Consider the following 23,193-nt stretch of genomic DNA (forward strand, 5'->3'; position numbering starts at 1 on the left):
ACTGCCCGCATTAACGGTAGGCAACTTCAGAGAACATGTTCGTCACTTTATACCAGAACCAGCTTACTGCCTGGTCTATGCTTTTGACTTGCCCAGAAATATGAGCTGTTGAAGCCTGATATAGAGATCCGTCAATGACTGTCACGTTGCCGTTCACTTCTCCATATACCTGTGCTTTACCGTTCTCTATGGTAAGGTCCCCGGTAATTATTTTGCCGGAAGGTACAATTACAGTATCCCCTTTGATGACCACTTGATCCAAATCAACACCTCTAACTACAAGTTGTCTGTCTGGACTCCAAAAAGTTACGGTGCTCATCAGCATAACGACAAGGAATAGAGATGCCGCTGTAAGTGCAGGGTGCCTCTTGATCCAGGTAATAAAGGCTTTTTCTTTCTTAGTCTTTGGCAATGAACTCATTATCCGGCTCACAAGATCATCTGAAGCTACAGGATTCTGATGCATTAGGGAGAACATCAACATATCTGTCTGTTCCAATTCTTTAAACTTTGCACGGCAATCTGGACAGGATAGAAGATGCTCCTTCAATTCCCTCTGCTGCTGTTCGGGCAAGTCGTCATCCAAGTAGTCATGCATCATAGAGACGGCCAGTTTGCATTCCATAGGAGCCAATCCTTTCATGAGTGCTATTTAATTATCCTAAGACAAAGGGTCAGGACACATAAGACTTGCTTAACTTACATACGTCGCTCTCGAAAAGATGTTTCATAAATAAAATCTATTTTTACATTTTTGGGCCTAATTTTTTACGCAAAAATTCACGGCCTCGGTGTACACGCGTCTTAATCGTGGTCACGGGCATATCCAGGACATCACTAATCTCCTGAAGGGACAGATCCTGCAGGTATCTCAGAATCATCACCGACCTGTATTTCACAGGCAAACTGTCAATCGCTTCATAGATTAGCCCCTGCGTCTCAGAGAGCAATAGTTCGGTCTCAGGTGTCACATTGTCGCTCGGAATCAACGAATAGCCATCAAGGCCCTCCTGATCGTTCATTTCAGCATCCAGCGAATAGGTTGGTTTTCGTTTACGCAATCTATCAATACAGAGGTTCGTTCCAATCCGGTAAATCCATGTGGAGAACTTCTGTTTATCATCATAACGATCCAAATTCCTATACACACGCAAAAAGGTCTCCTGAACAATATCCTCCGCCTCATGGCGATTGTTCAACATCCTGTAAGCTAAATGATATATTTTGTCTTTATATAGTTCCACAAGCTCGGCAAATGCCCTTTGGTCGCCCTTCAAGGCGAGCTTTGTCAATCTGCCTTCCAAATTCTCCACCTGTTAACTCCCCCAGACTTGCCGCCCTTGGTATTTCTTCGCAAATATCCACGGTACAAGCAATTAAATCGTAATTCAAGTTTGTGTAAAAATCAAGGATTGTATTGTAACCTTCTATGTAAACTGAGTTAAAAACTGGACAAGTTGGTATAGGCGATTAAGTGCAGCTCCGAGAAATATTTGGACTTCCGGTCGCTGTTATCCTCACATTTCCTGATTATAAACCGCATATAGCGGTCGAAATCTGAGGATAAAGGCGAACGCTGGCGCTCCTACAGTTCCAAATATCCTCTACGCTGCTCCATCACCGAAGTAATAAGTGCCACGTTAATTACCTCCGATTACATCTCGGTTACTTGGGTAGGGTAATAAAGAAATATCGGGTATGACTCTCCAATATTTAGGAACAAATAAAGTTCACAGCAGCAATATACAGTTTATGATCACAACAACTTGTATTAGGCAAAAAAAGTCCGCCCCAAATAGGGCGGACTTTTTGTTGTTAAGACTATATCAGCCGGTATTCCGAAGACCGGCGGCAATGCCGTTGATGGTAAGCAATACTTCGCGAAGCAACTCGCTATCATCTCCATCAATTTCACGGAGCGCTCTAAGCTCAGATAGCAATTGAACCTGCAGGTAGCTAAGCGGATCAACGTATGGATTGCGGAGTCTGATCGACTCTTGAATCACAGGAACGTTATCCAGAATATCCTGCTGGCCTGTAATCTTCAGGATTAGCTCAGAGGTCAAATTAAACTCATCTTCAATCTGGCCAAAGATCCGTTGACGTGCTTCCTCGTTCTTGCCCATGCTGGCGTATTCCTTAGCAATGATCAAGTCCGCTTTTGAAATAGCCATTTGCAGCGTATCTATCAGTGTAGTAAAGAATGAGAAGTTCTCATACATATGTTGCATTATCTTCAGATTCTCTTCCTTACCCTCATAGAAACTCTGCAGTCCGGTTCCAGCAGCGTACCAGGCTGGGAGCAAATAACGGCTTTGTGTCCATGCAAATACCCAAGGAATTGCGCGCAGATCTTCAAAACGATCGCTGTTCTTCCGTTTGGAAGGACGGGAACCGATATTAAGCTCTCCTACCTCAGGCAGAGGTGTTGATTCTTTGAAATAAGTCAGGAAATCCGGATCACGGAAGATCAAATCCTGATATTTGTTCAGCGAGACCTCAGAAATACGGGCAACAATCTCTTCCCATTTCTCTTCATAAAGATCGGCTTGTGGCACTCTCGCACTAATTGCTGCTGTTACAAGCGCAGATGTCGCTTGCTCCAGACTGCGGTAAGCAATTCCTTGCATGGAGTAACGGGAGGAGATTACTTCTCCCTGCTCGGTAATCTTAATCCCGCCGCCAATTGTCGAAGCAGGCTGAGCAAGAATACTGCGGTTAAGTGGCATACCCCCGCGGCCGAGCGCTCCACCACGACCATGGAAGAACTTCAGCTTGATTCCGAACTTATCCGCTGTCGCTGTAATTTCTTTTAGGGCAACACGCAGTTCCCAGTTAGCAGTAACCACGCCGCCATCTTTATTACTATCTGAATATCCAAGCATGATTTCCTGCAAATCATTCATTGCTCTTACCGCATCACGGTAGATCGGCATATTGAGCAGTGTGTTCATAATTTGCGGTGCTTCATGCAAGTCATCAATCGTTTCAAAAAGTGGCACAGCTTGCAGGGTACATACAACTGTACCGTCGTTATCCTTGCGGAATAGTCCTACCTCTTTGGCGAAGACCATAACCTCCAGAATGTCACTCGCAGCTTCAGCCATACTGATCAGATAACTGGTGATACATTGTTTGCCGTACTCTTCCTGCGATGCGAAGATCGTCCGGTAAACAGCCAGACACTCCTCTGTACTTTCAGTATAAGTCTGGTAAGAAGAGGTCAACGGACGTGGATCATTCAGCAATTTCTCCAGCAGATCAATCTTCTCAATCTCCGTCAATTTAGAGTAATCCGGCGAAATGTTCATCTTCGCCAAAATTTCTGTCATGGCATTCTCATGTTCTTGACTGTGTTGACGCACGTCAAGAGTTGCCGTATGGAATCCGAACAGCTCCACTTGGCGGATTAGCTTTTTAATATAAGTATCGGCCACATAGTCGGCGTAGTGATGCCGTAGACTGCGGTCAATGACATTCAAATCATCTATGAACTCCTCAGGTGTAGCATAACGCTCAGGAGTATCTTTTTTCTCATCATCCAAAACATTTTGTGTCTTAGAGATCATGTAGCTAAGTTTAATACGGTAAGGTTCATTGTCATTGCGCCATTCTTCCATCTTGCCTAGGTTAATGATCTGACGATCAGCTTCGATGGATTCTGCGAGCTCAGGCGTCACTTTAACAATACTTGTGCTAAAGCTTAGATATTTCATGAGTTCACGCATAATACGCTGATATTCACGAATGGCCAGCTTACGCTGCATGCGTAAAGTCTGCGCAGTGACTGTTGAGGTTACCGATGGGTTACCATCACGGTCTCCGCCAATCCATGATCCAAAACGCAAGTAGGTTGGCACATGCCAATTCTGTCCTGGATAATATTTGCTCAGACAGCGTTCAAGCTCTTGATACACGTCGGGCAATACATGGAAAATCGTCTCATGGAAATAATACATTCCATTACGCACTTCATCGAGTACTGTAGGCTTGCGGTCACGCAGCTCATCCGTTTGCCAAAGCGTAATCACTTCATTCAATAACTTCTCGCGAAGCTGTTCACGTTCACGGAAAGTTAAGGTAGGGTTATCAAGACCCATAACATCATCGGATATCCGTTTATGAATATCGAGAATCGCACGGCGCATAGCTTCCGTTGGATGTGCCGTCATTACAAGTTCCAGAGACAATCCTTCAATAATCTCGTTGACTTCCTCATGAGAGAAATCACGTTCACGAAGCTCTTGAATAGCGCTTTCTATAGAACCGGGTTGTACTGTCTCCCCAGCTGAACGTTCATAGTCACGTTTACGGCGAATCCGGTGGTTCTGTTCGGCAATATTCACCAATTGAAAATAAATGGCGAACGCTCTTATTACCTGATGACGGTTCTCCGGATCCAAAGAATTGATTAACTCCTTAAATTCACTATGCAGTTCAGGTAAAAATAGTGAGCGTAGCGATTTACTGGTCTCGCGGATCTTCTCCACGATCTCCAGCAGTTCGTTACCGCCTTGGTGAACCAAGACCTCTCCTAAAATGTTCCCCAAGAACCGTACGTCCCGTCGCAGCAGATTGTTAGAGTTGCTTTTGCTGACGGTAGTCGTAAGTTCGGTCATGCTGCTCCCCCCATTCTCTTCCGGATCAATGTGTTAAGTTTGTCTGTCTAAATATCGTCTATTAAAGCTTCCTCATATCATACAATAAAACCGTTTGAAAATCTGCAACTTTTTTGTGCTGTAAAGCGACACAGCACCTAAGATTATACACCAATTTCTGAATTTATACAGTCCTTATATTTTATGTATTCTTTCATATATATAATGGCTCTATCGTATATTCTCTATGTATGCTTATATTCGGATTGTGCGGAGCTGGTCAATGAACAGCCCAATTAAAGGAGAATAATGGCGATCACGGTTATACGAATAATAAATATGTCTTTCAAAATTATAATCCGGAATGGCTCGCATTAGCAATCTTCCTCTGGCTACCTCGTCCTCCACAGCAAGGCGTGAAATAAATGAAACATGTTGTCCACTCATGAGCGATTGCTTAATTGCCTCCAGTGAATCGAGTAAAATATGCGGTTTTGATTCTTTTCCCTCTCGTTCAAACCATTTATCCGTCAACTGGCGTGTGCTTGATTCCTTGTCATGTAAAATAAAGCTGGCTGAAGCAATCATCGCCGAGTTTAAATTAGAAAATCCGGCAAAATCATGTGTAGGTGCAAAAACAAGGACAAGCTCATCCTCACATAAGGCTTGAGTATGCAGATCAGGCAGATAAAAAGATTCCGTAGACAAAATACCAAGATCAATCTCATGGCTGGCAAGCATTTCTTTGATCACCGGTGAAGGCTTAACCGATAAAGAAATGGTAATCCCCGGATGCTGTTCGCCAAACTGCCCCAATATTTGTGGAAGAATATAAGTAGCTGGAACATAACTGGCGCCAATTTTCAGCGTCCCCCGACCTGCCTGACTGAACTCTTTTACCACCCGCTCCGCTTCCGCAGCAAGCGCATTGATTTTGATCGCATAATGAAGAAAAGCTTTGCCACTCTCCGTAAGAATCATTTTATCCATTCTGGATTCAAATAACTTCTCCCCCAATTGCTGCTCTAAATTCTTCAAATGATACGTAACGGTGGGCTGCTTTAGTCCGAGTTTATCTGCTACCGTGGTAATTTTCTTATGTTTATTCAGCAGTTCTACAATTTCCAGCTTCATTAGATTAAGGTTCATTCTCTTCCACTCCCTCGCCTTTTCCTAAACGGTAACATAGAAGAATTCTATGAATGTTAAAATAAATCGGCAAAAAAGTTAATATCACAGTTACATTCAGCAAATATAGCGGGAATTCTTTACCTTTACACTAAGAACAAGCTTAAGAACAGGCAGGTAGATAGAATGAAGGAAATTACAATCCACAGATTGGAAAAGAAATTCGGAGATGTGCATGCCTTGAAAGCTGCAGATCTGAAGATTCCCGCTGGAAGCTTTACGACATTACTCGGTCCTTCAGGTTGTGGAAAGACGACACTACTCCGTCTGATTGCTGGGCTGGAAACACCGGATGCAGGAGAAATTCTGATCGATGATGAGTTTATTTTTTCAGGCAGCAAAAGAATTAGCCACCCCATTCATCGCCGTAACTTTGGCATGGTTTTTCAAGATTTCGCCCTCTGGCCGCATCTGACTGTGTTCGAGAATGTAGCCTTCGGCCTTCGAGCTTCCAAACAAAAAAAGAATTTACGGGTTCGGGTGCAGGAGGCGCTTCGATCGGTCAAGCTGGAGGGGCTGGAGCTGCGTTTTCCACATCAGTTGTCTGGTGGACAACAGCAGCGGGTTGCTTTTGCCAGAGCCGTAGTCATGCGCCCTCAGCTTGTATTATTCGATGAGCCCTTAAGTGCGCTGGATGCGGTCTTGCGAGATGAAATGAGGCTGGAGTTAATCTCCTTGGTAAAAAACATGGGCATTACAGCCCTGTATGTGACGCATGATCAAACCGAAGCGATGTCTATGTCAGATGAAGTAGTTGTAATGCAAGGTGGTACTATTTTACAAAGTGGATCTCCTGAGGACATTTATCGTAAACCGAGTCATCCTTTTGTAGCCCACTTTATTGGTAAATCCAACTGGATCGTTCCGGATAAACAGATGCTGCGTCCAGAACATTTACGCTGGTCTCAGGAGAATGCTTCCTCTCTTCTTTTTACAGGGACTATTCAGCATGTGAGTTATATGGGGGATCGCTATGAGATCATTCTGGACATGGAGCACAATGGGACTTGGACCGCTTATCATGAGCGGCGCCTACCTGTAGGGGAAAAGATTCAGCTGTACGCTTCAGAGCACCAAATCCATCATCTGAATTAAGCGTCCACTGCATGGAATGGCTCTATATGATGCTGTTCCATGCAGCAAGATGCACACAACAATATTAGGGAGGCAATAACATTGAATCAAATGAAAAAGACAAAAGGGTTAAGTTCACTTCTTCTAACAACTGCACTTGGTATTACTTTAGTGGGCTGCGGCTCCTCGAACACCCCTGCGGCTAACGCAAGCAACAACCAAACCGATACTGCGGCGGCGACGCAAACTGAAGCCCCACAACCAACAGAAAAGACACTAAGCGGCAATCTTGTCGTTTACAGTGCAGGCCCTGAAGGCTTAGCTAATAAAATCAAAGACGGCTTTGAAGCCAAAACTGGCGTTAAGGTTGAAATGTTCCAAGGCACTACAGGAAAAATACTTGCCCGCATGGAAGCAGAAAAATCCAATCCGGTCGTTGATGTTGTTGTCCTCGCCTCTCTTCCGTCCATGCAAGGAATGAAAAACGACGGATTATTACTTCCATATAAAGAAGCGATTAACGCAGACAAGCTGGTTAGCGATTGGTCAGATATAGATGAAGGTAACTATTTCAGTTACAGTGCATCCGCACTCGGTATTGTCTACAATACTAAAAAAGTAAGCTCACCGCCGACCTCCTGGGATGACCTCAGCAAAGCGGAATGGAAGGGTGCAGTCAATATCCCTGATCCTTCACTTTCCGGCTCGGCTCTTGATTTCATGACTGGGTATTTAAGTGCTAAGGGGGACAGTGGCTGGGAACTTTTTAAACAATATAAAAGCAATGAAGTAGCTATGGCAGGCGCCAATCAAGAGGCACTTGATCCGGTGATTACCGGTGCTAAATCCGTCGTTGCTGCTGGCGTAGATTACATGGCTTATAAAGCAAAAGCTGACGGAGAACCTGTGGATATCGTCTATCCTGCTGAAGGAACTGTAATCAGCCCTCGTCCGGCTGCGATCATTAAGACAAGCCCAAATGTAGATAACGCTAAGGCTTTTATCGACTACCTGCTCTCCGATGAAGCACAAGCCCTTGTTGCCAAAGCCTATTTGCTGCCAGGCAGAACTGACGTGAAGGCAGAAAATCGTGCCAATCTTGAAGAAATCAAAACATTTGATGTGAATTGGGAATGGATGAATGAGCACAGCGATGAAGTTTCCTCGACCTTCACACAAATTTTTAAATAAGCGTAATGAATACTAACTCTTTGCGCTCATTTAAATGGGTGAGCGGTGGACTGGCTTTATTTATACTAACCGTGATCGTGCTGCTGCCACTCCTGCTCATTTTCTGGACCAGTATTTATCCAGAGGAGCATCTCGACATAGCCGCACCACTACGAACCATTATGGGGAGCAATGACCTAGTAGAGGTGCTGCTGAATTCTATCGGGCTTGGGGTAAGCGTCATTCTGCTAACTACTTTGTTTGCGCTACCTCTAGCCTGGATTATGGCAAAAACCGACTTAGGGCGCCACAACTGGCTGGATGTCGTGCTGTTAATTCCATTTATGACGCCGCCTTACATTGGTTCTATGGGCTGGATGTTGTTTATGCAGACGGGTGGGTATATGGAGCAGTTTCTGCCCTCCTCCTCCGTGTTGACACCATATTTCTTTAGCTATGGGGGTATGGTGCTGATCATGAGCCTTCACCTGTTTCCCTTCCTGTACCTGCTGCTGCGCAATGCGCTTTTGCAGATCGGGGGCAATCTGGAGGAAGCAGCCTCTGTTCACGGCGCCCCCTTCTTTTACAGATTTAAAAGAGTGATTATTCCTTTACTGCTCTCTAGCTATGGGCTTGGAGCACTGCTCATCTTCGTCAAAACCATTGCTGAATTCGGTACCCCTGCGACCTTTGGCCGCAGGATCGGCTTTTACGTGCTGACCTCTGAGATCCATAAATATATCTCCAGTTGGCCGATTGATTTTGGTAAGGCTACTTCACTAGCCTCCTTGCTGCTCGGAGTTTGTCTTGTCATGTGGTACATCCAAACTATAATTAGCAGCCGCTACTCTTACCGTCTGATCGGTGGAAAAGGAACTCGTACTAAACGTTATAAGAGTACAGGAATCGTAGGGTTTCTTAGCTGGGGTTATGTTCTTCTATTGCTTCTGGCATCCATCGGCATTCCTTATTTCTCTATCATAACAGCCTCATTATTGAAGCTTCGGGGAGAAGGTGTATCCTGGAGCAATCTAACCTTAAAACATTATGCAGAGCTGTTATCCCCGGGTTCGCAAGGACTAGAGGCCTTATTAAATAGCTTTACATTAGCTATCGTTGCTTCCAGTATCGCTGTTATTCTCGGGACTTGGTTTGCCTTAACGGTAGGAAAAGGGGCTACATTCAAGCAGAAAATTACAGATTTATTCAGCTTGCTTCCAAATACAGTCCCTGGAATTGTAATTGTAGTAGGGCTAATTCTGCTGTGGAATGCCCGCTGGATGCCTATCCCGCTCTATAATACCTACTGGATGGTTGTACTGACTTATGTCGTACTTTTCCTTCCTTATACTGTTCAGTATGTAAAAGCAAGCTATGGGCAAATCGATTCCTCTCTGATGCAAGCGGGACAAGTATTCGGAGGTAGTAAGCTGTATGTGTTCCGCCGTATCCTGCTTCCCCTCATCCTTCCGGGGATGGTGGCTGGCTGGATGATGACTTTCACCATTTCTAATCGGGAACTGGTAGCCTCATTACTCATTCTGCCACCTTCAATGCAGACCTCGGCAACCTATATTTTTGCCCAGTTTGAACAAGGTGCGGTAGCCATGGGGATGGCCATGGCTGTAATCTCTGTAGGCATCACTACCTTATTACTATTAGTCTTAGAATATTTAAGCCCAGATAGAAAGCGGAGACAACAATGAGCACACTAACGATTTGGGGAGGGGCCGGAGAGCATGGCCGTTCCTCCTATCTTTTGCAGGGCAAGGATTCACGAAATGGCATCCTGCTCGATTGTGGCGTAAAAAAAGAAGGCCCCGGTGAATACCCCCTACTTGATACGGATATTATTCCACATTTGCAGGCAGTATTTCTGTCTCATGCGCATGAGGATCATTCCATAGCGCTGCCCTTACTTTATAAACACGGATACAGAGGTAAGGTATGGACTACTAGATCTACCTCATTACAGCTTCCTGATTATTTCGAGGCCTGGGATAAATATGTGGCGGCTCAATCCGCCCCGCTCCCCTATGAGGAAACGGATAAAAAAGCTATTCAATTCATGTATTTAGAGGAGTATGTCTCCCCTCACACTTGGCTGACGCTTGCGCCTAACCTTCGAGTTCAATGGGGACGTAGCGGGCATTTAGCAGGTTCGGTTTGGTTGGCCCTAGAATGGGAGGGCAAGACTGTATTTTTCTCGGGGGATTATTCGGAGGAATCGCAGCTGCTCACGGCAGACACACCAGCAATTATGGAAGCCGAAGCTAAAAATGTGGCTGATCTGTCCATTATCGATGCCGCTTATGGGGCAGATCCTGATGAGCAGCTTGTAAAATTACAGCAATTAGAGATAGCCATCCACAACACCTTGCAAAAAGGGGGTTCTGTTCTCCTTCCCGTGCCTATCCATGGCAGAAGCCAGGAATTGATCGTATGGGCAAATGAATGTTTTCCAGATCATCAATTGATCGTTGAAGAAGCACTCGTCGCTCCTTTACGAGCATTAAGCGACAAGGTGGAATGGCTGAAAGAGGACGCTATTCAGCGCGTAAATGCGCTTTTTAACAGAAAAAACTTGTGTGTTGTATCTAATTCGGACGAACGCGCGAAGGCAATGCTGAATCTTAAGGGCGCTATCGTATTTACCAATGACGGGATGATGCAGTCAGCAAAAGCACAAGAATACTTTCAGCAACTCTCTGTTTCTCCTGACAACCATGTGATTTTTACGGGACATTTAGCGGCGGGAAGCTTTGGACATCGTCTTGTTGAGCAAGCTATGATCGGAGAATCTAGCAGCGTACGCTGTACAGTCTCACTTATCCGCTATAAAGTCCATCAAGGCTTGCCGGACATTCGCAAAATGCTCCAAACGATTCCCAGCCACCGGACAGTGCTCGTCCATGCTCCCAAACCACATATCGACCAAGTAGCTTCTATATTAAAAGGAGAAGGTTTCACAGGACTATATTCTTTACAACCCGGCAGCACGCTTTCGTTCTGAAACTTATTTATGTAATATCATGAGAAAAACAATGGGGCTCTTCCTCAGGTCTTTTTCAGACTTTTGGAACAGCCCTTTTTATAATTCGCACCTATTATCCACTTACTCTTTCGTCGTGCCCGAGCGATCCTTAAAAGCTAGCTCAAACAACCCCGTTGCAGATAAACCTGCAAGGCCCCCAGCCCAAAGACGCAGGATGATATCCAGTTCGGTAAAAGGATACGCTACTACGCCGATGAACAAACCTATCAATAGTCCGATAATCGGGACTGCATTACGCGGGATGTTGATACTATTTTTGACCAACTGAACCAGTGCCAGTACGAATACTGCTAATATAGAGGCGAATGCCATAACATCATCTAAAATTGTTCCATTTTCCATCCTTTTCCCTCCTTAGTGGCTACTTATAATCTCAACCGTTCGAGTCGCAGAATCATAACCTACCTGAGCACCCAGCGCTTCTGCAATAACACGTACAGGGACGTAGGTGATGCCTTTTTCAAGCACTCCATCAGCAACCTTAACCCCGTTAACCTTTACGACAGCAATAACATCACTTTTCAATTCTTCCTCCTCCTTCCGATTGATGACCTTATACGCTGACTCCACCGCAGATGTTGAGGGCTTTTTCCCTGCTCGTAACTGTGTGAGTGTTAACCCAAACGCCATTTGTAAATGGGGGTAATCCTTGAAGCTTGTCCAGTCGCCACCCCACTCGAAGCCCAGCCCTTTTGCCTCCTTCACAACCTCCTGCCAATCTGCGATCTGGTTGTTATTGCCGTCCCGGCACATATCCCATGACACACTAGATCCATTCGGCAGCAAAAGAGCAAAATCTACGGCCAATCCAAAATTGTGATAGCTATACCCGCCTCGCGCATTGGTTACAATCGCTCCGGGCTTGGTGCGGCCTTGTGCATATAGAGCATCCTGCTCGGCAATTGTGCGAAGTCCCTGCGTAATGAGAATGGGGATGTTGAGTTTGTAACACCGCTCGATAAGCGCAGTAGCAGCGGAACGAACTACGGGGTGTAGGCCTGTTAGGCGTTGGGCTGATTTATTTTTCACCTGAGTTAATGTCAGCATGATGTTCCTCTTTTCTGACTATCTTTTTCAGATAAATAAATTGGTCGTATTTCCCGGAACGTGTCAGTATCGCTAATATGATAATTCCACCAGTTGTACCGAATTGGGCAATAGCCCAGCTATAATGAAGCCAAGTCAGCCCTGTTGCCATGTCCACTCCTAGTAATTCTGCCAAACGGAATAGTAGAACGATAAGCATATTGAATGTATAAGCCAATAAGAAAAAAAGCATAGCCAGCATAAAAACGCTGACCACACCTTTATGAAATCTTTCGTAAAAATATTGCCTGTGGCAATGAATAATGTATATTCCGCAGGCCGTAGTAGTGCCATATAGCACCAATAATAAAAATTCAATCATGTGCATCATGATCCCCTCGATCATAAACTAAATATTTGGCGAACCGGTTACGATCAATCTCCTCCTGAATTTCCTGCGAGACATTTTTATAATGACTTATGGTCAGTGTAACGCTGGTAGAGGCTCTGCGGAGCTCCATCTCTTTATCAACATGCCGGGGGAGAAGCAGCCGCCGAATCCATTGTGACAGCATTCCTAACTCCCCCTGTCTTCCGTATGGTCAATCTTCAGTTTCTTTAAGACGTCCAGTGTGGGCTGCATAAACTCCGAGCGCTCCTTATCCAAAATCGCTTGCAGACGATCCCGATCCTCCTCTGCCCGGTCCAGCATTTCTCGCGGTACAAGGTTCCCTTTGACAATCGCACGCAATAACACCATCAGTACGATCATCAAAATGAAAGCAACAATATAAGCCAGCCCATACTTATCTGCCAGCGGCAGCAGCTTCTCCAATTGCGCAATATCCCCTTCGCCCATTCGTCTGCTCCTTTCTGTAATGATGTTGATGCGTAATAGCCCCCGGCACCACCGAGGGCACAAAAAAACACGCTCCTGTGTGGATGCGTGCTAATTATTTGGCTGATGAAGCTTGCTCAGTCGAATCGTTTTCAGCAAAATGAATATCTGATCGTTTCTCGATAATCTGATCCTTAACCAAAATCTCATTATCCGGCTGCATGTTATAGGAAGAAATGATATTCTCTATCGGACCCTCCTCACGATCAAAACGAGTGATGCAGGCATTGGCCATCAAGCGGAGTTTGGCGGCTGTCAATGAATCCATTGTCATGATTACAACTCACCTCCTTTTGGGTTTATATGCTGAGTAATTCAGCCATAATGACTTCGACATCTTGAAGCCTGTCTTGCAAAGTAGTATTTTCAGCACGGAGTTGCTCGAATTCGCTTAATTCTGGTGGTTTGTTAGCTTCTGCTTCTAGATATGCTTCCCACGCGGCTTCGAGTTCTTCTTCCGTTGGTTGTGGGACATCTAGGTTCCAAGCTGCGATGTATGGGCCACGTTCCTCTATTTCATAATCTACGCCCTCTTCTAACTCTGCGAGGTGTGCTGGACGAAGTATATAATGTACGCCTTCTATCCAATCTGCCTCTTCCGTAGTCTCACCAGGCGTCTGTATATGCTTCGTAAGCAAAGGTTCTTTAAGATAATTTACTATTGGGCCGTCGTCTCTCAAAGTGAAATCGACTCCCAACTGACTATCCGGAAATAGAAATAGCAAGTTCTTCATTAAATCCATATTTTAGTCACCTCCATTAGTTATGCAACTCTCGCAAGAGTGGCATATGTGTACTGAGAAGCCCATGAAACATTTGAATTGTGAAGAGCAACGGCATAGATATGAACACGGTCTCCTGGATTTAAAACCAAGGTAGTATTACCATTAAGGGTACAGCCCATAAGTGCAGTTGTGATAGCCCCCTCGCTCAATGTACAGTTTAGAACTCCGTTTATATAGATCTTAGTTGCAACACCGCTTGTAACACTCGTCGTAATCCCAAATCCAACCCGAACAGATAATTCATAAATCCCTCTCTCGGGCGCATAGAAACCGCCTTGTGAAGGTTCAGCTACTCCCTTCTGACTCATGTGCACACCGTTAAAAATAAGTTTTTTATCTACACCGGCAGTTAAAGGTACATCGCCACCGGCATCCATATACATTGCTGCAAAGGGGCGTGTATCAATCGTGTTATCTCCCCACGGGTTAAGTACACCCCAAGTTATGATACCTGCGTCAATCTGTTCATTTGTTGTGCCTGCGGGCTGACCGTCTTTTTTTGTTATTGTGCCACCGTCGTATGCTGAAAGTCCAATATTATTTGAGGTCCCAAAACTATTTCTGGATATTACCGTTGATCCTTGGTTACTGACGATGCCTGCAGTACGATTAGAAGCTTCACAGCCGTAAAGTCGCAAACCAGAATGGTTACTGGCCTCGAATCCTCCAACGGAGTTTGTCTTGCCATCTGCTGATATACGGCAATATAGCATCTGAATAAATATCGAGTTATTAATAAGAAATCCGACTCTCGTTGTAGAAGTTGCAATGAATCCAGTTACAACTACTTGATTACTAACACCATAAAAGGTCATACTCTTAACCTTGAAGTTTGCGGCCGTCTCGTAGCTTGTTCCGCCGTTAAGCCATACTTCGGTGCCACCACTCATATCTGCAAAAGAGATATCTTCGGCGTACGTACCGGCAGCGACATTGATAGTGACACTATGAAGAACATGTTTAGAAATACTGTTAATCGCCTTTTGTATAGTCCTAAATGCCCCACCCGCCGTATTCACCAATCCCGTATTATTATCATTCCCGTCCGTCCGTACGTAGTACGTAATATCCGCTGTCGTCTGCTGAGGTGTAGTAACCAACGGCGCCTTACCATTCAGCTGCCCCTGAATCCCACTAGTCACCCCATCCAAGTACCCAAACTCTGCATTAGAGACCACTCCCGTTCCAATCTTCGAAGCCTCAATTCCGGCTGAAGCATTAACATCGGCGTTTACAATCACCCCAGCCGCAATTGCGGTCCCCCCGTCACCAGTACTTATAACATCCCCCGTGTGATTAGGATGCACATAATTATTCGCTCCCGTCGCAATCCCCGCCAGCTTCGTTTTCTCAGCTGCGGTGTAGTCGTTCGTAGATAGCTGTTTGCCTGTTACTTTATCGACCTTGCCATTAACGGCATTGTCCAAAATGTCCATATTCCCGTTCAGATCGGCAATATCAACGATATCTGTTCCCTCTGGCTTCTTTAAGCCCAAATTTCCTGTGGTTTGCATATGTCACTCTCCTATCTATAAGTTCTTAATTCGTTCCATGTTTTACTGTGAGCACTCTCCCAAGTCAAAGCCTTAACAGAGTCCCACCAGGTATAGCTGAACACAAATTCATAAGCTAAATGCGCAGGTTTAATCTCTTCGATGATTTGAATCAACCCTGCCATATTTGGAGGAATCCCCAGTGTACTCACAAAATGAATCTCAAAACGGTACTCCTCAGGCACTTCCTTTACTTCAACCACTCCACCTGAAAAAGCTGACGCCGTCCGCTGAATCATCTCCGGTGTGGTCGTCCCATTTCCACGCAGCTTTGCCTTAATCATCTCTCGGCGTGTGGCATATGACTTGGATGAATCGATATTTAGTCCAAGCTCAGCTTCCCATCGTCCAAGGCTCACCGTTGCCGTTTCAACAAAAGCCTGATCCAGTACGTCTATAGTGCCCAGCTCCAGTCCACCAATTTCTAGCCCGATGGTCTCCTGAAGCTTCTCCATTTCGCGGACATCCTTATAATAGTCCGGCAAATACTGCATTAGATCAGGCGCCTCGACTTCACCCGGATGGCTCGAATCTTTATCTGCGGAATATTGCAATTCGCTGTATAAAGAGCTGCCGTAACTCATCCTCTACACCCCCTTCAGTTGATTCCAGGTTAGGGGGCCTTTGGGCAAATAATCATGTGTATGCGCCGCCGGAGGAAATACCACTGGTTTACCTGCTACCCCCGCCCAAGCTACACTATCCGCTTGTTGCGCAAAATCCACCTTGCCATTGTTATTCGTATCGTAAATGCTTTTCAGCATATCCCCGGTACTCTGCGCGGCTACCAGCAAGACATTACCAGCGGCAGAACCAATGTACAGCTTGCCACTGTCTGTACAATACCCAAGCTCACCAATAGCCAGCGTTCCAATGGCGCTTTCCAAGCCGCGGCGTATTTGAATCAATGTTTTTAGAGCCATTGTCCCGCCCCCTAGAATGTTCCGCCATCAATACTGGCTACGGTAAGTCTATTGCCATTCGCAGCATCATAAACGATACTGCTTCCATCCACACTTACAGCTACACCGGCTGCATCTACGGTGATTCCTTTTCCAGCGGTAACCGCAATCGCGTCTGCAGTGACCGTGATACCAATACCCGCACCAATGTTCAGCGTCACAGCATCGGCTTGACCACCACCAATCAGCCCGCTCCCGGCTGTAATGGTCTGTAGTGCACCACCGGTACGTACCCATGCGCTGCCGTTCCAGCTATAAATCTTCTGCTCATCATCGACGTAAGCGGTCCAACCGACGGCAGGAACATAAAATACCCAAGTGGCAGATTGATATTCAACAATTTGATTCGTTTTGCCCGCCCATGCCCCGGTTGCCCCTGCTGGAATAATATATCGATCCCCCTCAACCGGACTGGCAGGTGGAGCCAGCAGGTTCTGGTCTTTTACCGATGCTTGCGGTTCGATGTTACGCTTGGCCAACTCAATTTCATTTTTAATCTTCTGCGCTGACCACAAGTCTGTAATCGTAGTCCCTGTATCATTGATTGTCCGGTGCTTGGCCACATCATCAATGTGAGTCTTGATCTCAGCGGCAGTCTTTACGCTTGTGCCATCCGATACTTTATTGATATGTCCCGCACTAATATCCGCTTTAAGCACCTTCGCATAGGTAGCTCCATCAGCGATATCGTCAATTGTACCTGTCAGATCGGTAAGCTTCTGCACATTCACCCGCCGCCAAGCTGCCCCATCATCAAAATATAAATATCCGCTATTCGAACCCGTAGTCACGTAATACAAACGACCAACGGATCCTGCAACCGGACGCGAAGCTTCTGGCCCTGACAGCGCCCTGCCGACCATGGAATTGGACGTGCCGTCACCAATATAAACTTCCTTAGTATCACTGCAAAAACCAAGCTCGCCTGCCTTCAACACGCCATAACTCGTTAGCTCAGCCTTTGTACCTCGCTTTATTTGTATGGTCTGTGCCATTTTACACCTCTCTTCTAAATGATCCTCCATCAATCTGGCCCTTGTTCTTATAACGCTCTATTTCAGTCTGGACAGCAGTAAGACTCACCTGCAAACCGTTAATATCCTCTGCTTCAACCGTATCGCCGGGAGTTTCGTAAGTCACATATACCTCAGGCACATCGGCAAAAATCTTAATCAACCGCCGCCAGGGCGCCTCATCCGGAAAAGACACAGTGAAATTGCGTAGCTCGATCCCGGAATACTGTGACCCTGTGTACACCGCAATGGTCTGATTATTAATATTGTCATGCGCTAGAAGACCGCTGTAAACGCCATTTACAAGCGGTAATCTCTCTTCGATAACATAGCTGCTACCGTTTGCTTTTTTATTAAGTTTTTCTTGAAAAATATCAATTTGCTCTGGATAACCCATGCTACACCTCCAGTAGAACGTTGCCGAACAACGGTACTTCTTCTTCGTTCAACATCACATTGCCCGCTCCACTGTTCAACTTCAGCTCTGTGTAATCCGCAACTCCTTCAGTAGCAAGCAATAATGCCCCGATGACAGACTGACTGATATAGGTTGCTGAAAAAGCCTTCTCCTTGCGATATTTCTCAAGCATCACCTGAAAGCCTTGGTTTACAGCTTGCAGTGCATAGCCAGAAGCAAGGGTTACCTTGGCGCTTATACTGATGTTTTTGCCCGCAGCCGGTGCCACGGTCACAACAGCCCCTACCGGTGCTTGTCCCTCACCCGCTCCTGAGACCGGATCAATGTATTGCTGCACCTGAGCCGCCAACAGCTCGGATGCTGGTTTTTTTTCGGCGTCCACAATAATCACCTTCACAGTTTTAGGACCTTTCCATAATGGAAAAACACGTGCGCCTCCCACACCCGGAACTTGTAGTGCCCACTCCATATAGTGATATTTATTTCCGCTAGTAGCTGGGCGTCTGGCTGAATCCAAATAACGCTGGCGTAGTGCATCATCCGTTTCAATGTCCTCCCCAGGGATCAGAAGAGAAGCTATTTCTCCGCGCGCTAGGTCTGAAATATAATCCACTGGGAGTAAAGAGCCAAAATATCGATTTCCTTCTTCTCCAGCGGTTTCACTTTCCAAGCGATACACTCCAGGAGATAACTTCTCCACAGCCGTATAATTCAGTATTTCGAGTGAGAAGCGGCTGCCGAGTGGAACATCTAACAATCCTCCATCCGCCTTATAAAAAATCCCTTTCAGCTGTGCCTTGCTAGCTTCACGCCTTACAATGCCTGACCAGGAGATACTTCGCTCTAAGTACTCTCCGGTAGCCGTATCTGCAAAATACAGATTATTATTCACATCCAGCTCAATATACATCTGTGCCAACTCAGCAGCTGCTGGAGCCAACGCGTCATAAATGATGCTGCCCTCGCGTTTATCCAATCCTGATGGAATCCGGTCCAACATCCGCTCCAAAAGAGCCTCATACGTCTGATCCTCATACATCCTCATTCCACTCCTTTCTCAGCTGAAAATTTCCGTAACGTGTGACGACCTTACAGTCAAAAGTTAGATTATCTCCGGTAAACGAAACAACAATATTCTCTAAACTAAGGATTCGTTCATCCTGAAGTAGTGCCTCACTAACGATACGTCTGATTTCAGCTCTAACCAGCAGCCGGTCCCTACCAAGCACCAACCGCCACTCTGTTCCGTAATCAGAACTGTAAATCAGATGTTCAAACCGATCGGTTCGCAATATTTTAGCCGCCGCCTGTTGAACAGCTTCTAGTCCATCCGTTTGGCCTGTAATCCTTTTTCTCTCCCAATCCATCCGGTACGTAAGACTAGGACTTTCCCCACGCTCAAGGTTGACCTCCCCCTCAAGCAGGGCCGTTATCGGTCCAGCTTTTCCAATCGCAGGGATCATATCGGGCTCACCAGCCGATCCAGAACAATGTAGCTTTGTCCGCCCTGCATTCGAACCATTAATACGCGGTCCCCACTCGCTAGTCCTCGCCGAAGTATTACTTCTTTGCCCTCGATGTCGATCTTGCTTTCCATTACCGATTCAGGCAGCACTAACGCATTCCCCGATAAAATAAACCGCTGATCCACCTGGATCTGCAAAGGAGCTGCCTCCGTTACCGTTCCATAAGAAAAAGCCACGGGATTTGTACTTCCCACGGCTCCTAGACTTGCTTTTTTAATAATATCTAACATTATTTCTACACCACCTTAATATCGAGGGACATGGTATGCTCCCCTCCAGAAATCTTATGGCTGCATTGGTCCACCAGAAACAATTGAGTCTCGAATTCATCCAATAGGACATAAATGAAATTGCCTGCTCTTACACGCATATCACCAATCGCCTGTACGGAGAGACTGAGCTTTTCACGGTTGTGCATTTTCAGTAAATTGTTTGCCTTCTCCTGAATTTGGGCAGCATTCGCTTTGTCATCAGCCTTCTGATACAAGTGCAGGATACCCCAGCGTTTCACATTGTCCTTGTCACTAACCGGATAGAAATCGCGTTTGCCCGATGCCTCGTTATCCTTGTACAGAAAAATCGTGTTGTACGTATCGTCATCAATACTTTTTTTGAGCGAATAATCGTACAGATAATGACCCGCTCCGAGCACCAGGTTAAGCAGCATAGAATCCGGTTTGCGCAGCGTCAGCTTCCCAAAATCATCGTAAAAAGCCATCAACCGCCCCTTATACTGAAGCTCACTGCCGATGGCTCCCATAATGATGTCCAACAGCTTTTTGTCATCTTCAATTAAAGAAGGAATCCGGTACTCTGTCTCCTCCAGCACACCTGTCTTTAATCCGTAGTCCGTTGTTATTTTCTTGATCACATCACTAGCCGTAACATCCTGCAAAACATAACTACCATTGCCCAGCAAATAACGAATCTGATCATAGGCAGTCAGCTTAATCTCCTGATCCGAGCCCGTATCAATGCTGAACACAAATCCGTAAAATACATCTACATTATCTTTACTAAACTGAATAATATCACCGTTGCTGATCCCGAACTTGGGAAGCTGATAGATTCCGCTATCCACAAGCGTTAACTCTAGCGTTGACGGTTTACCTGACCGTGCGGTTTTCCAAGAAATATCTGAGACGATGCCAGAAATATCCCATAGATTCCCTTCTTTATTCTTCACTAGCAGTTCCATAACACCCTCCTACGGCAGCTTGATGACTTTACCGATGGGCAGCTTTTTCAGCTCACTATCCGGAATGCCATTAAGCTTCTGAATGACTTTGTACTTCGAGCCATCTCCTAGGTTTTTTTGAGCGATGCTCCATAGACTGTCTCCAGCTCTTAAGGTATAGGTAGTAGGCTTTGCTTTTTCATTGGCCCGCTTCTGCTCCGCCTTCACTTCACCTTTGACAACCTTCACAGCTACCGCCTGATAGAATACGTATTTTTTGAGAGATAACGAATATTCAATATCCCCTGACGTACCCGCACTAAGCTTCCAAGTGAAACCTTCAATGCTCATAGCCATATTCACAGCAAAATCAATTTCTAAAGATCTATCCTCACTAATTGAAGATTCCTCTAGCCATTTCTGCGGTTTGTTTAACTTCTTTTCATCCTTTTTCGTATCATCGGGATACCTCACACCGGAGAACACAAACCGAATAGGCCGACGACTCGTCATCCATTTCTTAATAAGCTCCACATATTCAAAAGGCCTTTTCAGTCCATCCTCTTGCACCAATACGAACGGATACCTTTGTGCCGGGAAAATACTTTCAATTGTGATCTCCGTAAGCTTCGGATAAGCAATCGTATTGATCTCACCCAGATCGATAATGGTATAGCTTTTTCCATCTCCACTCTCCTTGATTTCCAAGGTCTCTGGATTGACTGGCAGCCGAATTGCATCCTCCTGATTATTAAAACCCAAAAAAATCCCGTACTCTTCCACGTTACGTATACACCCCCTGCGCCGTAGAGACAAACTCCTCGTTCAGCTTTTGCCCGATCTTGTTGATAATCGTATCAATGTCTCCGGCATTGTTAATATTTCCGGTCGTCACCTGCACCGTCGGCGTAAGCTCCACAAAATTCTGGATCGCCTGAATCTCGGCCAGCTCGCGCAGCATTTTCAGATCATCACTGGAGATGTCTACGGTGTCGTTGATGGAGCCGAGCTCGTTCACACGGTTGACGGTGTTCAGATTATTGCCCTGAGTAGCTAGTAGACCTGTTGAATCCAGTGCTTTTGTACTGCTGATCGGATTCAACATATCCTTCACTTTTTCAGTAGCATCGCGCCCTTTGTCCATCAACTTGTTCGTGGCATTCTTTCCTTTTTGACTGGCGCTATTAAAACTATCTTCAAGATTAACGTACTCGATCTTAGCAGTCTTTTGCTCCGGAAAATTATCAGCGGTAGGAGCAAACGCCTTAAAATTTTGCCGGTATTTATCGATCATATCGCTTGCCGCATGAGGAATTTCCGGCTCCTTCCTCTCAACTTTTAGTTCACTTATCCCCAATTCGTCGAAGAATGGAATATGACTTAAAGCCTCAATCATGGAATTGAATTTGTCTAGTACCCAATTGATTGCTTTTGCCATTACCTTCATGAATCCCCCGGCAAAGCCCTCTGCTCCAACTGTCATATTGTAAAGAACATTAAGGGCACCCATACCCAAATCATATAGCAGCTGCTTCATAAAATTGACCGCTTCATGAAATTTATTCACTATATAATCCCATGCAGAGATAGCTGCATTCTGTATAAAAATCCAAATGTTATCCATCACTGCGCTTAACCATCCAAATGCTCCCACTATAGCTCCAACGACATCCCCCGCAGAAATACCTAACATTTGAAAAATATAAATAAGAACAGCTATAACAGCGATAACCACTAAAATAGGCCAGTTTACTACCAACCATGCTGCTGCAAGCTGATAAGCGGCTGCTACAAGTAGAGCCACTTGTACGATCATAGCTACGAGATAGACAATGGCTATCGCTTCAAGGATCGGTTGAATCCAAGACCAGTTTTCCTGCACCACTCCAACCAACCATAATAAGCCATCCACTACCATGCCAATCACATTAGCAATGATCAGAAAGCCGTTAGCCATAGCATCTATAATCGGCATAAATTGGCCTGAAGTCAGCGCATTGTTCAAGGTATCCATCACTGGCCTTAGGGCACCCATCGCTTTCTCACCAATTTTCCCAAGTGCAACATCTGTATTGTCATTCAGCTTATTCCAGTCGTCGATATCTCCTGGTTGTGCCGCAGCTTTTACAGCTTTCTCCCCAAAAGACTTCACGGCATTAAATGGCTTTACCACATCAACTGTCTTGAGAAACTTCATAATTCTCGAGTCAGGAGTTGGTGGGGATGGTGGAACCGGAGGTTCCTTTTTCAGATTAATTTTGGGCTTGGGGACCGGATCAGCCTTAACCTCCGGCTTTTTCTCCTCTTCTTTCTTTTTCTCCTTCGCTTTTAGCCCTTTCCACCACTCTATCTTTTTCGCCTCTTCTTCTTCAGCCTTACCTTTTTGCACACTTGGGGAGCTATTTAATGTTCGAAGCGCTAACTGTTGTGATTGCCCTGCTTGTTGGCTTTGCTTGATAACTATATCTCTGGTAACTATGACCTTAGGAGGAAGTCTCTTAAAGCCTTCAAGCAGCGTATCATTGATATCCTGCAAAGATTGGTTCACTAGATTCAGAGAACGGCTCATCTCATCGCTTGACCGCTTAACAACTACCTGCACTCCCTTGACCAATCGATTAACGATATCCAGATTGCTGTTCACACGAACACATTGTTTATTAACACTCTTCCAAATTCCCAGAGATTTCATCGGTAGCATTACGGCTTTAGATGCGTCTATCTTCATTCTCTCACCCCCTAACTATCTC

The 23,193-nt window shown here is 45.5% G+C and carries 26 protein-coding genes; 4 read left to right on the top strand and 22 right to left on the bottom strand.

Annotated elements, in window-relative coordinates:
• Positions 1-10: 10 nt before the first annotated feature.
• The 4 genes from MHH50_RS27495 to MHH50_RS27510 form a co-directional block, all read right to left on the bottom strand.
• Positions 11-625, bottom strand: a complete 615-nt coding sequence (locus MHH50_RS27495; RefSeq protein WP_036681404.1) for a zf-HC2 domain-containing protein — start codon at positions 623-625, stop codon at positions 11-13.
• A gap of 121 nt (positions 626-746) precedes the next feature.
• A complete protein-coding gene (sigW, locus tag MHH50_RS27500; protein ID WP_036681288.1) occupies positions 747-1,313 on the bottom strand; it encodes an RNA polymerase sigma factor SigW in 567 nt (188 codons plus the stop codon).
• A 513-nt stretch (positions 1,314-1,826) separates the two neighbouring features.
• A complete protein-coding gene (ppc, locus tag MHH50_RS27505) occupies positions 1,827-4,619 on the bottom strand; it encodes a phosphoenolpyruvate carboxylase (RefSeq protein WP_076282706.1) in 2,793 nt (930 codons plus the stop codon).
• 234 nt (positions 4,620-4,853) lie between these two features.
• Positions 4,854-5,747 (bottom strand): LysR family transcriptional regulator, encoded by an 894-nt coding sequence (locus tag MHH50_RS27510; protein ID WP_076129777.1) that lies wholly within the window; start codon positions 5,745-5,747, stop codon positions 4,854-4,856.
• 165 nt (positions 5,748-5,912) lie between these two features.
• On the opposite strand from MHH50_RS27510, the gene MHH50_RS27515 reads away from it, so the two are divergent.
• The 4 genes from MHH50_RS27515 (at position 5,913) to MHH50_RS27530 (ending at position 11,043) form a co-directional block, all read left to right on the top strand.
• Entirely contained in the window at positions 5,913-6,881 is a 969-nt protein-coding gene (locus MHH50_RS27515; protein ID WP_340033718.1) for an ABC transporter ATP-binding protein, read from the top strand.
• Between the two features lie 90 nt (positions 6,882-6,971).
• Positions 6,972-8,051 carry an ABC transporter substrate-binding protein gene (locus tag MHH50_RS27520; RefSeq protein ID WP_076307214.1) on the top strand — a complete coding sequence of 360 codons (1,080 nt, stop codon included), beginning with the start codon at positions 6,972-6,974 and terminating at the stop codon, positions 8,049-8,051.
• 5 nt (positions 8,052-8,056) lie between these two features.
• Positions 8,057-9,736, top strand: coding sequence for an iron ABC transporter permease (locus tag MHH50_RS27525; protein ID WP_076193939.1), 1,680 nt, complete (start codon positions 8,057-8,059; stop codon positions 9,734-9,736).
• A complete protein-coding gene (locus MHH50_RS27530; protein WP_076307203.1) occupies positions 9,733-11,043 on the top strand; it encodes an MBL fold metallo-hydrolase in 1,311 nt (436 codons plus the stop codon). The genes MHH50_RS27525 and MHH50_RS27530 overlap by 4 nt, the downstream gene beginning before the upstream one ends.
• Before the next feature lie 102 nt (positions 11,044-11,145).
• Here the strand turns inward: MHH50_RS27530 and MHH50_RS27535 are convergent, their stop codons facing one another.
• The 18 genes from MHH50_RS27535 to MHH50_RS27620 all read right to left on the bottom strand — a co-directional run bounded on the left by MHH50_RS27535 (position 11,146) and on the right by MHH50_RS27620 (position 23,171).
• Positions 11,146-11,427 (bottom strand): holin, encoded by a 282-nt coding sequence (locus MHH50_RS27535; protein ID WP_340033720.1) that lies wholly within the window; start codon positions 11,425-11,427, stop codon positions 11,146-11,148.
• A gap of 12 nt (positions 11,428-11,439) precedes the next feature.
• Complete coding sequence (locus MHH50_RS27540; RefSeq protein WP_340033721.1) at positions 11,440-12,132, bottom strand: M15 family metallopeptidase; 693 nt, start codon at positions 12,130-12,132, stop codon at positions 11,440-11,442.
• Positions 12,104-12,517, bottom strand: coding sequence for a hypothetical protein (locus tag MHH50_RS27545; protein ID WP_340033722.1), 414 nt, complete (start codon positions 12,515-12,517; stop codon positions 12,104-12,106). Before MHH50_RS27545 ends, MHH50_RS27540 begins: the two co-directional genes overlap by 29 nt.
• A complete protein-coding gene (locus tag MHH50_RS27550) occupies positions 12,486-12,686 on the bottom strand; it encodes a hypothetical protein (RefSeq protein ID WP_036681274.1) in 201 nt (66 codons plus the stop codon). Before MHH50_RS27550 ends, MHH50_RS27545 begins: the two co-directional genes overlap by 32 nt.
• A 2-nt stretch (positions 12,687-12,688) precedes the next feature.
• Positions 12,689-12,970 (bottom strand): hypothetical protein, encoded by a 282-nt coding sequence (locus tag MHH50_RS27555; protein ID WP_036681272.1) that lies wholly within the window; start codon positions 12,968-12,970, stop codon positions 12,689-12,691.
• Between the two features lie 94 nt (positions 12,971-13,064).
• Positions 13,065-13,283: a hypothetical protein gene (locus tag MHH50_RS27560; protein WP_076186574.1), complete on the bottom strand. Its 219-nt coding sequence runs from the start codon at positions 13,281-13,283 to the stop codon at positions 13,065-13,067.
• Between the two features lie 25 nt (positions 13,284-13,308).
• The gene (locus MHH50_RS27565; RefSeq protein WP_076220617.1) at positions 13,309-13,752 is read right to left on the bottom strand and encodes an XkdW family protein; all 444 of its coding nucleotides are present in this window, start codon (positions 13,750-13,752) and stop codon (positions 13,309-13,311) included.
• Between the two features lie 20 nt (positions 13,753-13,772).
• On the bottom strand, positions 13,773-15,308 hold the full coding sequence (locus tag MHH50_RS27570) for a hypothetical protein (RefSeq protein WP_076310312.1): 1,536 nt from the start codon (positions 15,306-15,308) through the stop codon (positions 13,773-13,775).
• An 11-nt stretch (positions 15,309-15,319) separates the two neighbouring features.
• Positions 15,320-15,931 carry a putative phage tail protein gene (locus MHH50_RS27575; RefSeq protein ID WP_340033723.1) on the bottom strand — a complete coding sequence of 204 codons (612 nt, stop codon included), beginning with the start codon at positions 15,929-15,931 and terminating at the stop codon, positions 15,320-15,322.
• Positions 15,932-15,934: 3 nt separating this feature from the next.
• Positions 15,935-16,270, bottom strand: coding sequence for a hypothetical protein (locus MHH50_RS27580; protein ID WP_076129768.1), 336 nt, complete (start codon positions 16,268-16,270; stop codon positions 15,935-15,937).
• Positions 16,271-16,281: 11 nt separating this feature from the next.
• Positions 16,282-17,304 (bottom strand): DUF2793 domain-containing protein, encoded by a 1,023-nt coding sequence (locus MHH50_RS27585; RefSeq protein ID WP_340033724.1) that lies wholly within the window; start codon positions 17,302-17,304, stop codon positions 16,282-16,284.
• A 1-nt stretch (position 17,305) separates the two neighbouring features.
• The gene (locus MHH50_RS27590) at positions 17,306-17,719 is read right to left on the bottom strand and encodes a hypothetical protein (protein WP_036681259.1); all 414 of its coding nucleotides are present in this window, start codon (positions 17,717-17,719) and stop codon (positions 17,306-17,308) included.
• Position 17,720: 1 nt separating this feature from the next.
• Positions 17,721-18,779, bottom strand: a complete 1,059-nt coding sequence (locus MHH50_RS27595) for a baseplate J/gp47 family protein (protein ID WP_340033725.1) — start codon at positions 18,777-18,779, stop codon at positions 17,721-17,723.
• Positions 18,772-19,203 (bottom strand): DUF2634 domain-containing protein, encoded by a 432-nt coding sequence (locus MHH50_RS27600; RefSeq protein WP_076186586.1) that lies wholly within the window; start codon positions 19,201-19,203, stop codon positions 18,772-18,774. The genes MHH50_RS27595 and MHH50_RS27600 overlap by 8 nt, the downstream gene beginning before the upstream one ends.
• On the bottom strand, positions 19,200-19,496 hold the full coding sequence (locus MHH50_RS27605) for a DUF2577 domain-containing protein (RefSeq protein ID WP_076099903.1): 297 nt from the start codon (positions 19,494-19,496) through the stop codon (positions 19,200-19,202). The genes MHH50_RS27600 and MHH50_RS27605 overlap by 4 nt, the downstream gene beginning before the upstream one ends.
• Before the next feature lie 5 nt (positions 19,497-19,501).
• The gene (locus MHH50_RS27610) at positions 19,502-20,464 is read right to left on the bottom strand and encodes a hypothetical protein (protein WP_076099867.1); all 963 of its coding nucleotides are present in this window, start codon (positions 20,462-20,464) and stop codon (positions 19,502-19,504) included.
• A 9-nt stretch (positions 20,465-20,473) separates the two neighbouring features.
• Positions 20,474-21,226, bottom strand: coding sequence for a LysM peptidoglycan-binding domain-containing protein (locus MHH50_RS27615; protein WP_340033726.1), 753 nt, complete (start codon positions 21,224-21,226; stop codon positions 20,474-20,476).
• Position 21,227: 1 nt separating this feature from the next.
• A complete protein-coding gene (locus MHH50_RS27620; RefSeq protein WP_340033727.1) occupies positions 21,228-23,171 on the bottom strand; it encodes a hypothetical protein in 1,944 nt (647 codons plus the stop codon).
• Positions 23,172-23,193 lie beyond the last annotated feature (22 nt).

The sequence above is a fragment of the Paenibacillus sp. FSL H3-0302 genome (assembly GCF_037982245.1).
GTDB classification, from domain to species: Bacteria; Bacillota; Bacilli; order Paenibacillales; family Paenibacillaceae; genus Paenibacillus_AQ; species Paenibacillus_AQ odorifer.

What these genes read in the sequence shown, in the direction of transcription:
- MHH50_RS27515 (WP_340033718.1), top strand. Translation starts at nt 5,913, where the DNA reads ATGAAGGAAATTACAATCCACAGATTGGAAAAGAAATTCGGAGATGTG.
- MHH50_RS27545 (WP_340033722.1), bottom strand. Translation starts at nt 12,517, where the DNA reads ATGATCGAGGGGATCATGATGCACATGATTGAATTTTTATTATTGGTG.
- MHH50_RS27570 (WP_076310312.1), bottom strand. Translation starts at nt 15,308, where the DNA reads ATGCAAACCACAGGAAATTTGGGCTTAAAGAAGCCAGAGGGAACAGAT.
- MHH50_RS27565 (WP_076220617.1), bottom strand. Translation starts at nt 13,752, where the DNA reads ATGGATTTAATGAAGAACTTGCTATTTCTATTTCCGGATAGTCAGTTG.
- MHH50_RS27530 (WP_076307203.1), top strand. Translation starts at nt 9,733, where the DNA reads ATGAGCACACTAACGATTTGGGGAGGGGCCGGAGAGCATGGCCGTTCC.
- MHH50_RS27510 (WP_076129777.1), bottom strand. Translation starts at nt 5,747, where the DNA reads ATGAACCTTAATCTAATGAAGCTGGAAATTGTAGAACTGCTGAATAAA.
- MHH50_RS27560 (WP_076186574.1), bottom strand. Translation starts at nt 13,283, where the DNA reads ATGACAATGGATTCATTGACAGCCGCCAAACTCCGCTTGATGGCCAAT.
- MHH50_RS27535 (WP_340033720.1), bottom strand. Translation starts at nt 11,427, where the DNA reads ATGGAAAATGGAACAATTTTAGATGATGTTATGGCATTCGCCTCTATA.
- ppc (WP_076282706.1), bottom strand. Translation starts at nt 4,619, where the DNA reads ATGACCGAACTTACGACTACCGTCAGCAAAAGCAACTCTAACAATCTG.
- MHH50_RS27605 (WP_076099903.1), bottom strand. Translation starts at nt 19,496, where the DNA reads ATGTTAGATATTATTAAAAAAGCAAGTCTAGGAGCCGTGGGAAGTACA.
- MHH50_RS27600 (WP_076186586.1), bottom strand. Translation starts at nt 19,203, where the DNA reads ATGATCCCTGCGATTGGAAAAGCTGGACCGATAACGGCCCTGCTTGAG.
- MHH50_RS27610 (WP_076099867.1), bottom strand. Translation starts at nt 20,464, where the DNA reads ATGGAACTGCTAGTGAAGAATAAAGAAGGGAATCTATGGGATATTTCT.
- MHH50_RS27550 (WP_036681274.1), bottom strand. Translation starts at nt 12,686, where the DNA reads ATGCTGTCACAATGGATTCGGCGGCTGCTTCTCCCCCGGCATGTTGAT.
- MHH50_RS27540 (WP_340033721.1), bottom strand. Translation starts at nt 12,132, where the DNA reads ATGCTGACATTAACTCAGGTGAAAAATAAATCAGCCCAACGCCTAACA.
- MHH50_RS27580 (WP_076129768.1), bottom strand. Translation starts at nt 16,270, where the DNA reads ATGGCTCTAAAAACATTGATTCAAATACGCCGCGGCTTGGAAAGCGCC.
- MHH50_RS27590 (WP_036681259.1), bottom strand. Translation starts at nt 17,719, where the DNA reads ATGGGTTATCCAGAGCAAATTGATATTTTTCAAGAAAAACTTAATAAA.
- MHH50_RS27595 (WP_340033725.1), bottom strand. Translation starts at nt 18,779, where the DNA reads ATGTATGAGGATCAGACGTATGAGGCTCTTTTGGAGCGGATGTTGGAC.
- MHH50_RS27520 (WP_076307214.1), top strand. Translation starts at nt 6,972, where the DNA reads ATGAAAAAGACAAAAGGGTTAAGTTCACTTCTTCTAACAACTGCACTT.
- MHH50_RS27555 (WP_036681272.1), bottom strand. Translation starts at nt 12,970, where the DNA reads ATGGGCGAAGGGGATATTGCGCAATTGGAGAAGCTGCTGCCGCTGGCA.
- MHH50_RS27495 (WP_036681404.1), bottom strand. Translation starts at nt 625, where the DNA reads ATGGAATGCAAACTGGCCGTCTCTATGATGCATGACTACTTGGATGAC.
- MHH50_RS27525 (WP_076193939.1), top strand. Translation starts at nt 8,057, where the DNA reads ATGAATACTAACTCTTTGCGCTCATTTAAATGGGTGAGCGGTGGACTG.
- MHH50_RS27620 (WP_340033727.1), bottom strand. Translation starts at nt 23,171, where the DNA reads ATGAAGATAGACGCATCTAAAGCCGTAATGCTACCGATGAAATCTCTG.
- MHH50_RS27585 (WP_340033724.1), bottom strand. Translation starts at nt 17,304, where the DNA reads ATGGCACAGACCATACAAATAAAGCGAGGTACAAAGGCTGAGCTAACG.
- MHH50_RS27575 (WP_340033723.1), bottom strand. Translation starts at nt 15,931, where the DNA reads ATGAGTTACGGCAGCTCTTTATACAGCGAATTGCAATATTCCGCAGAT.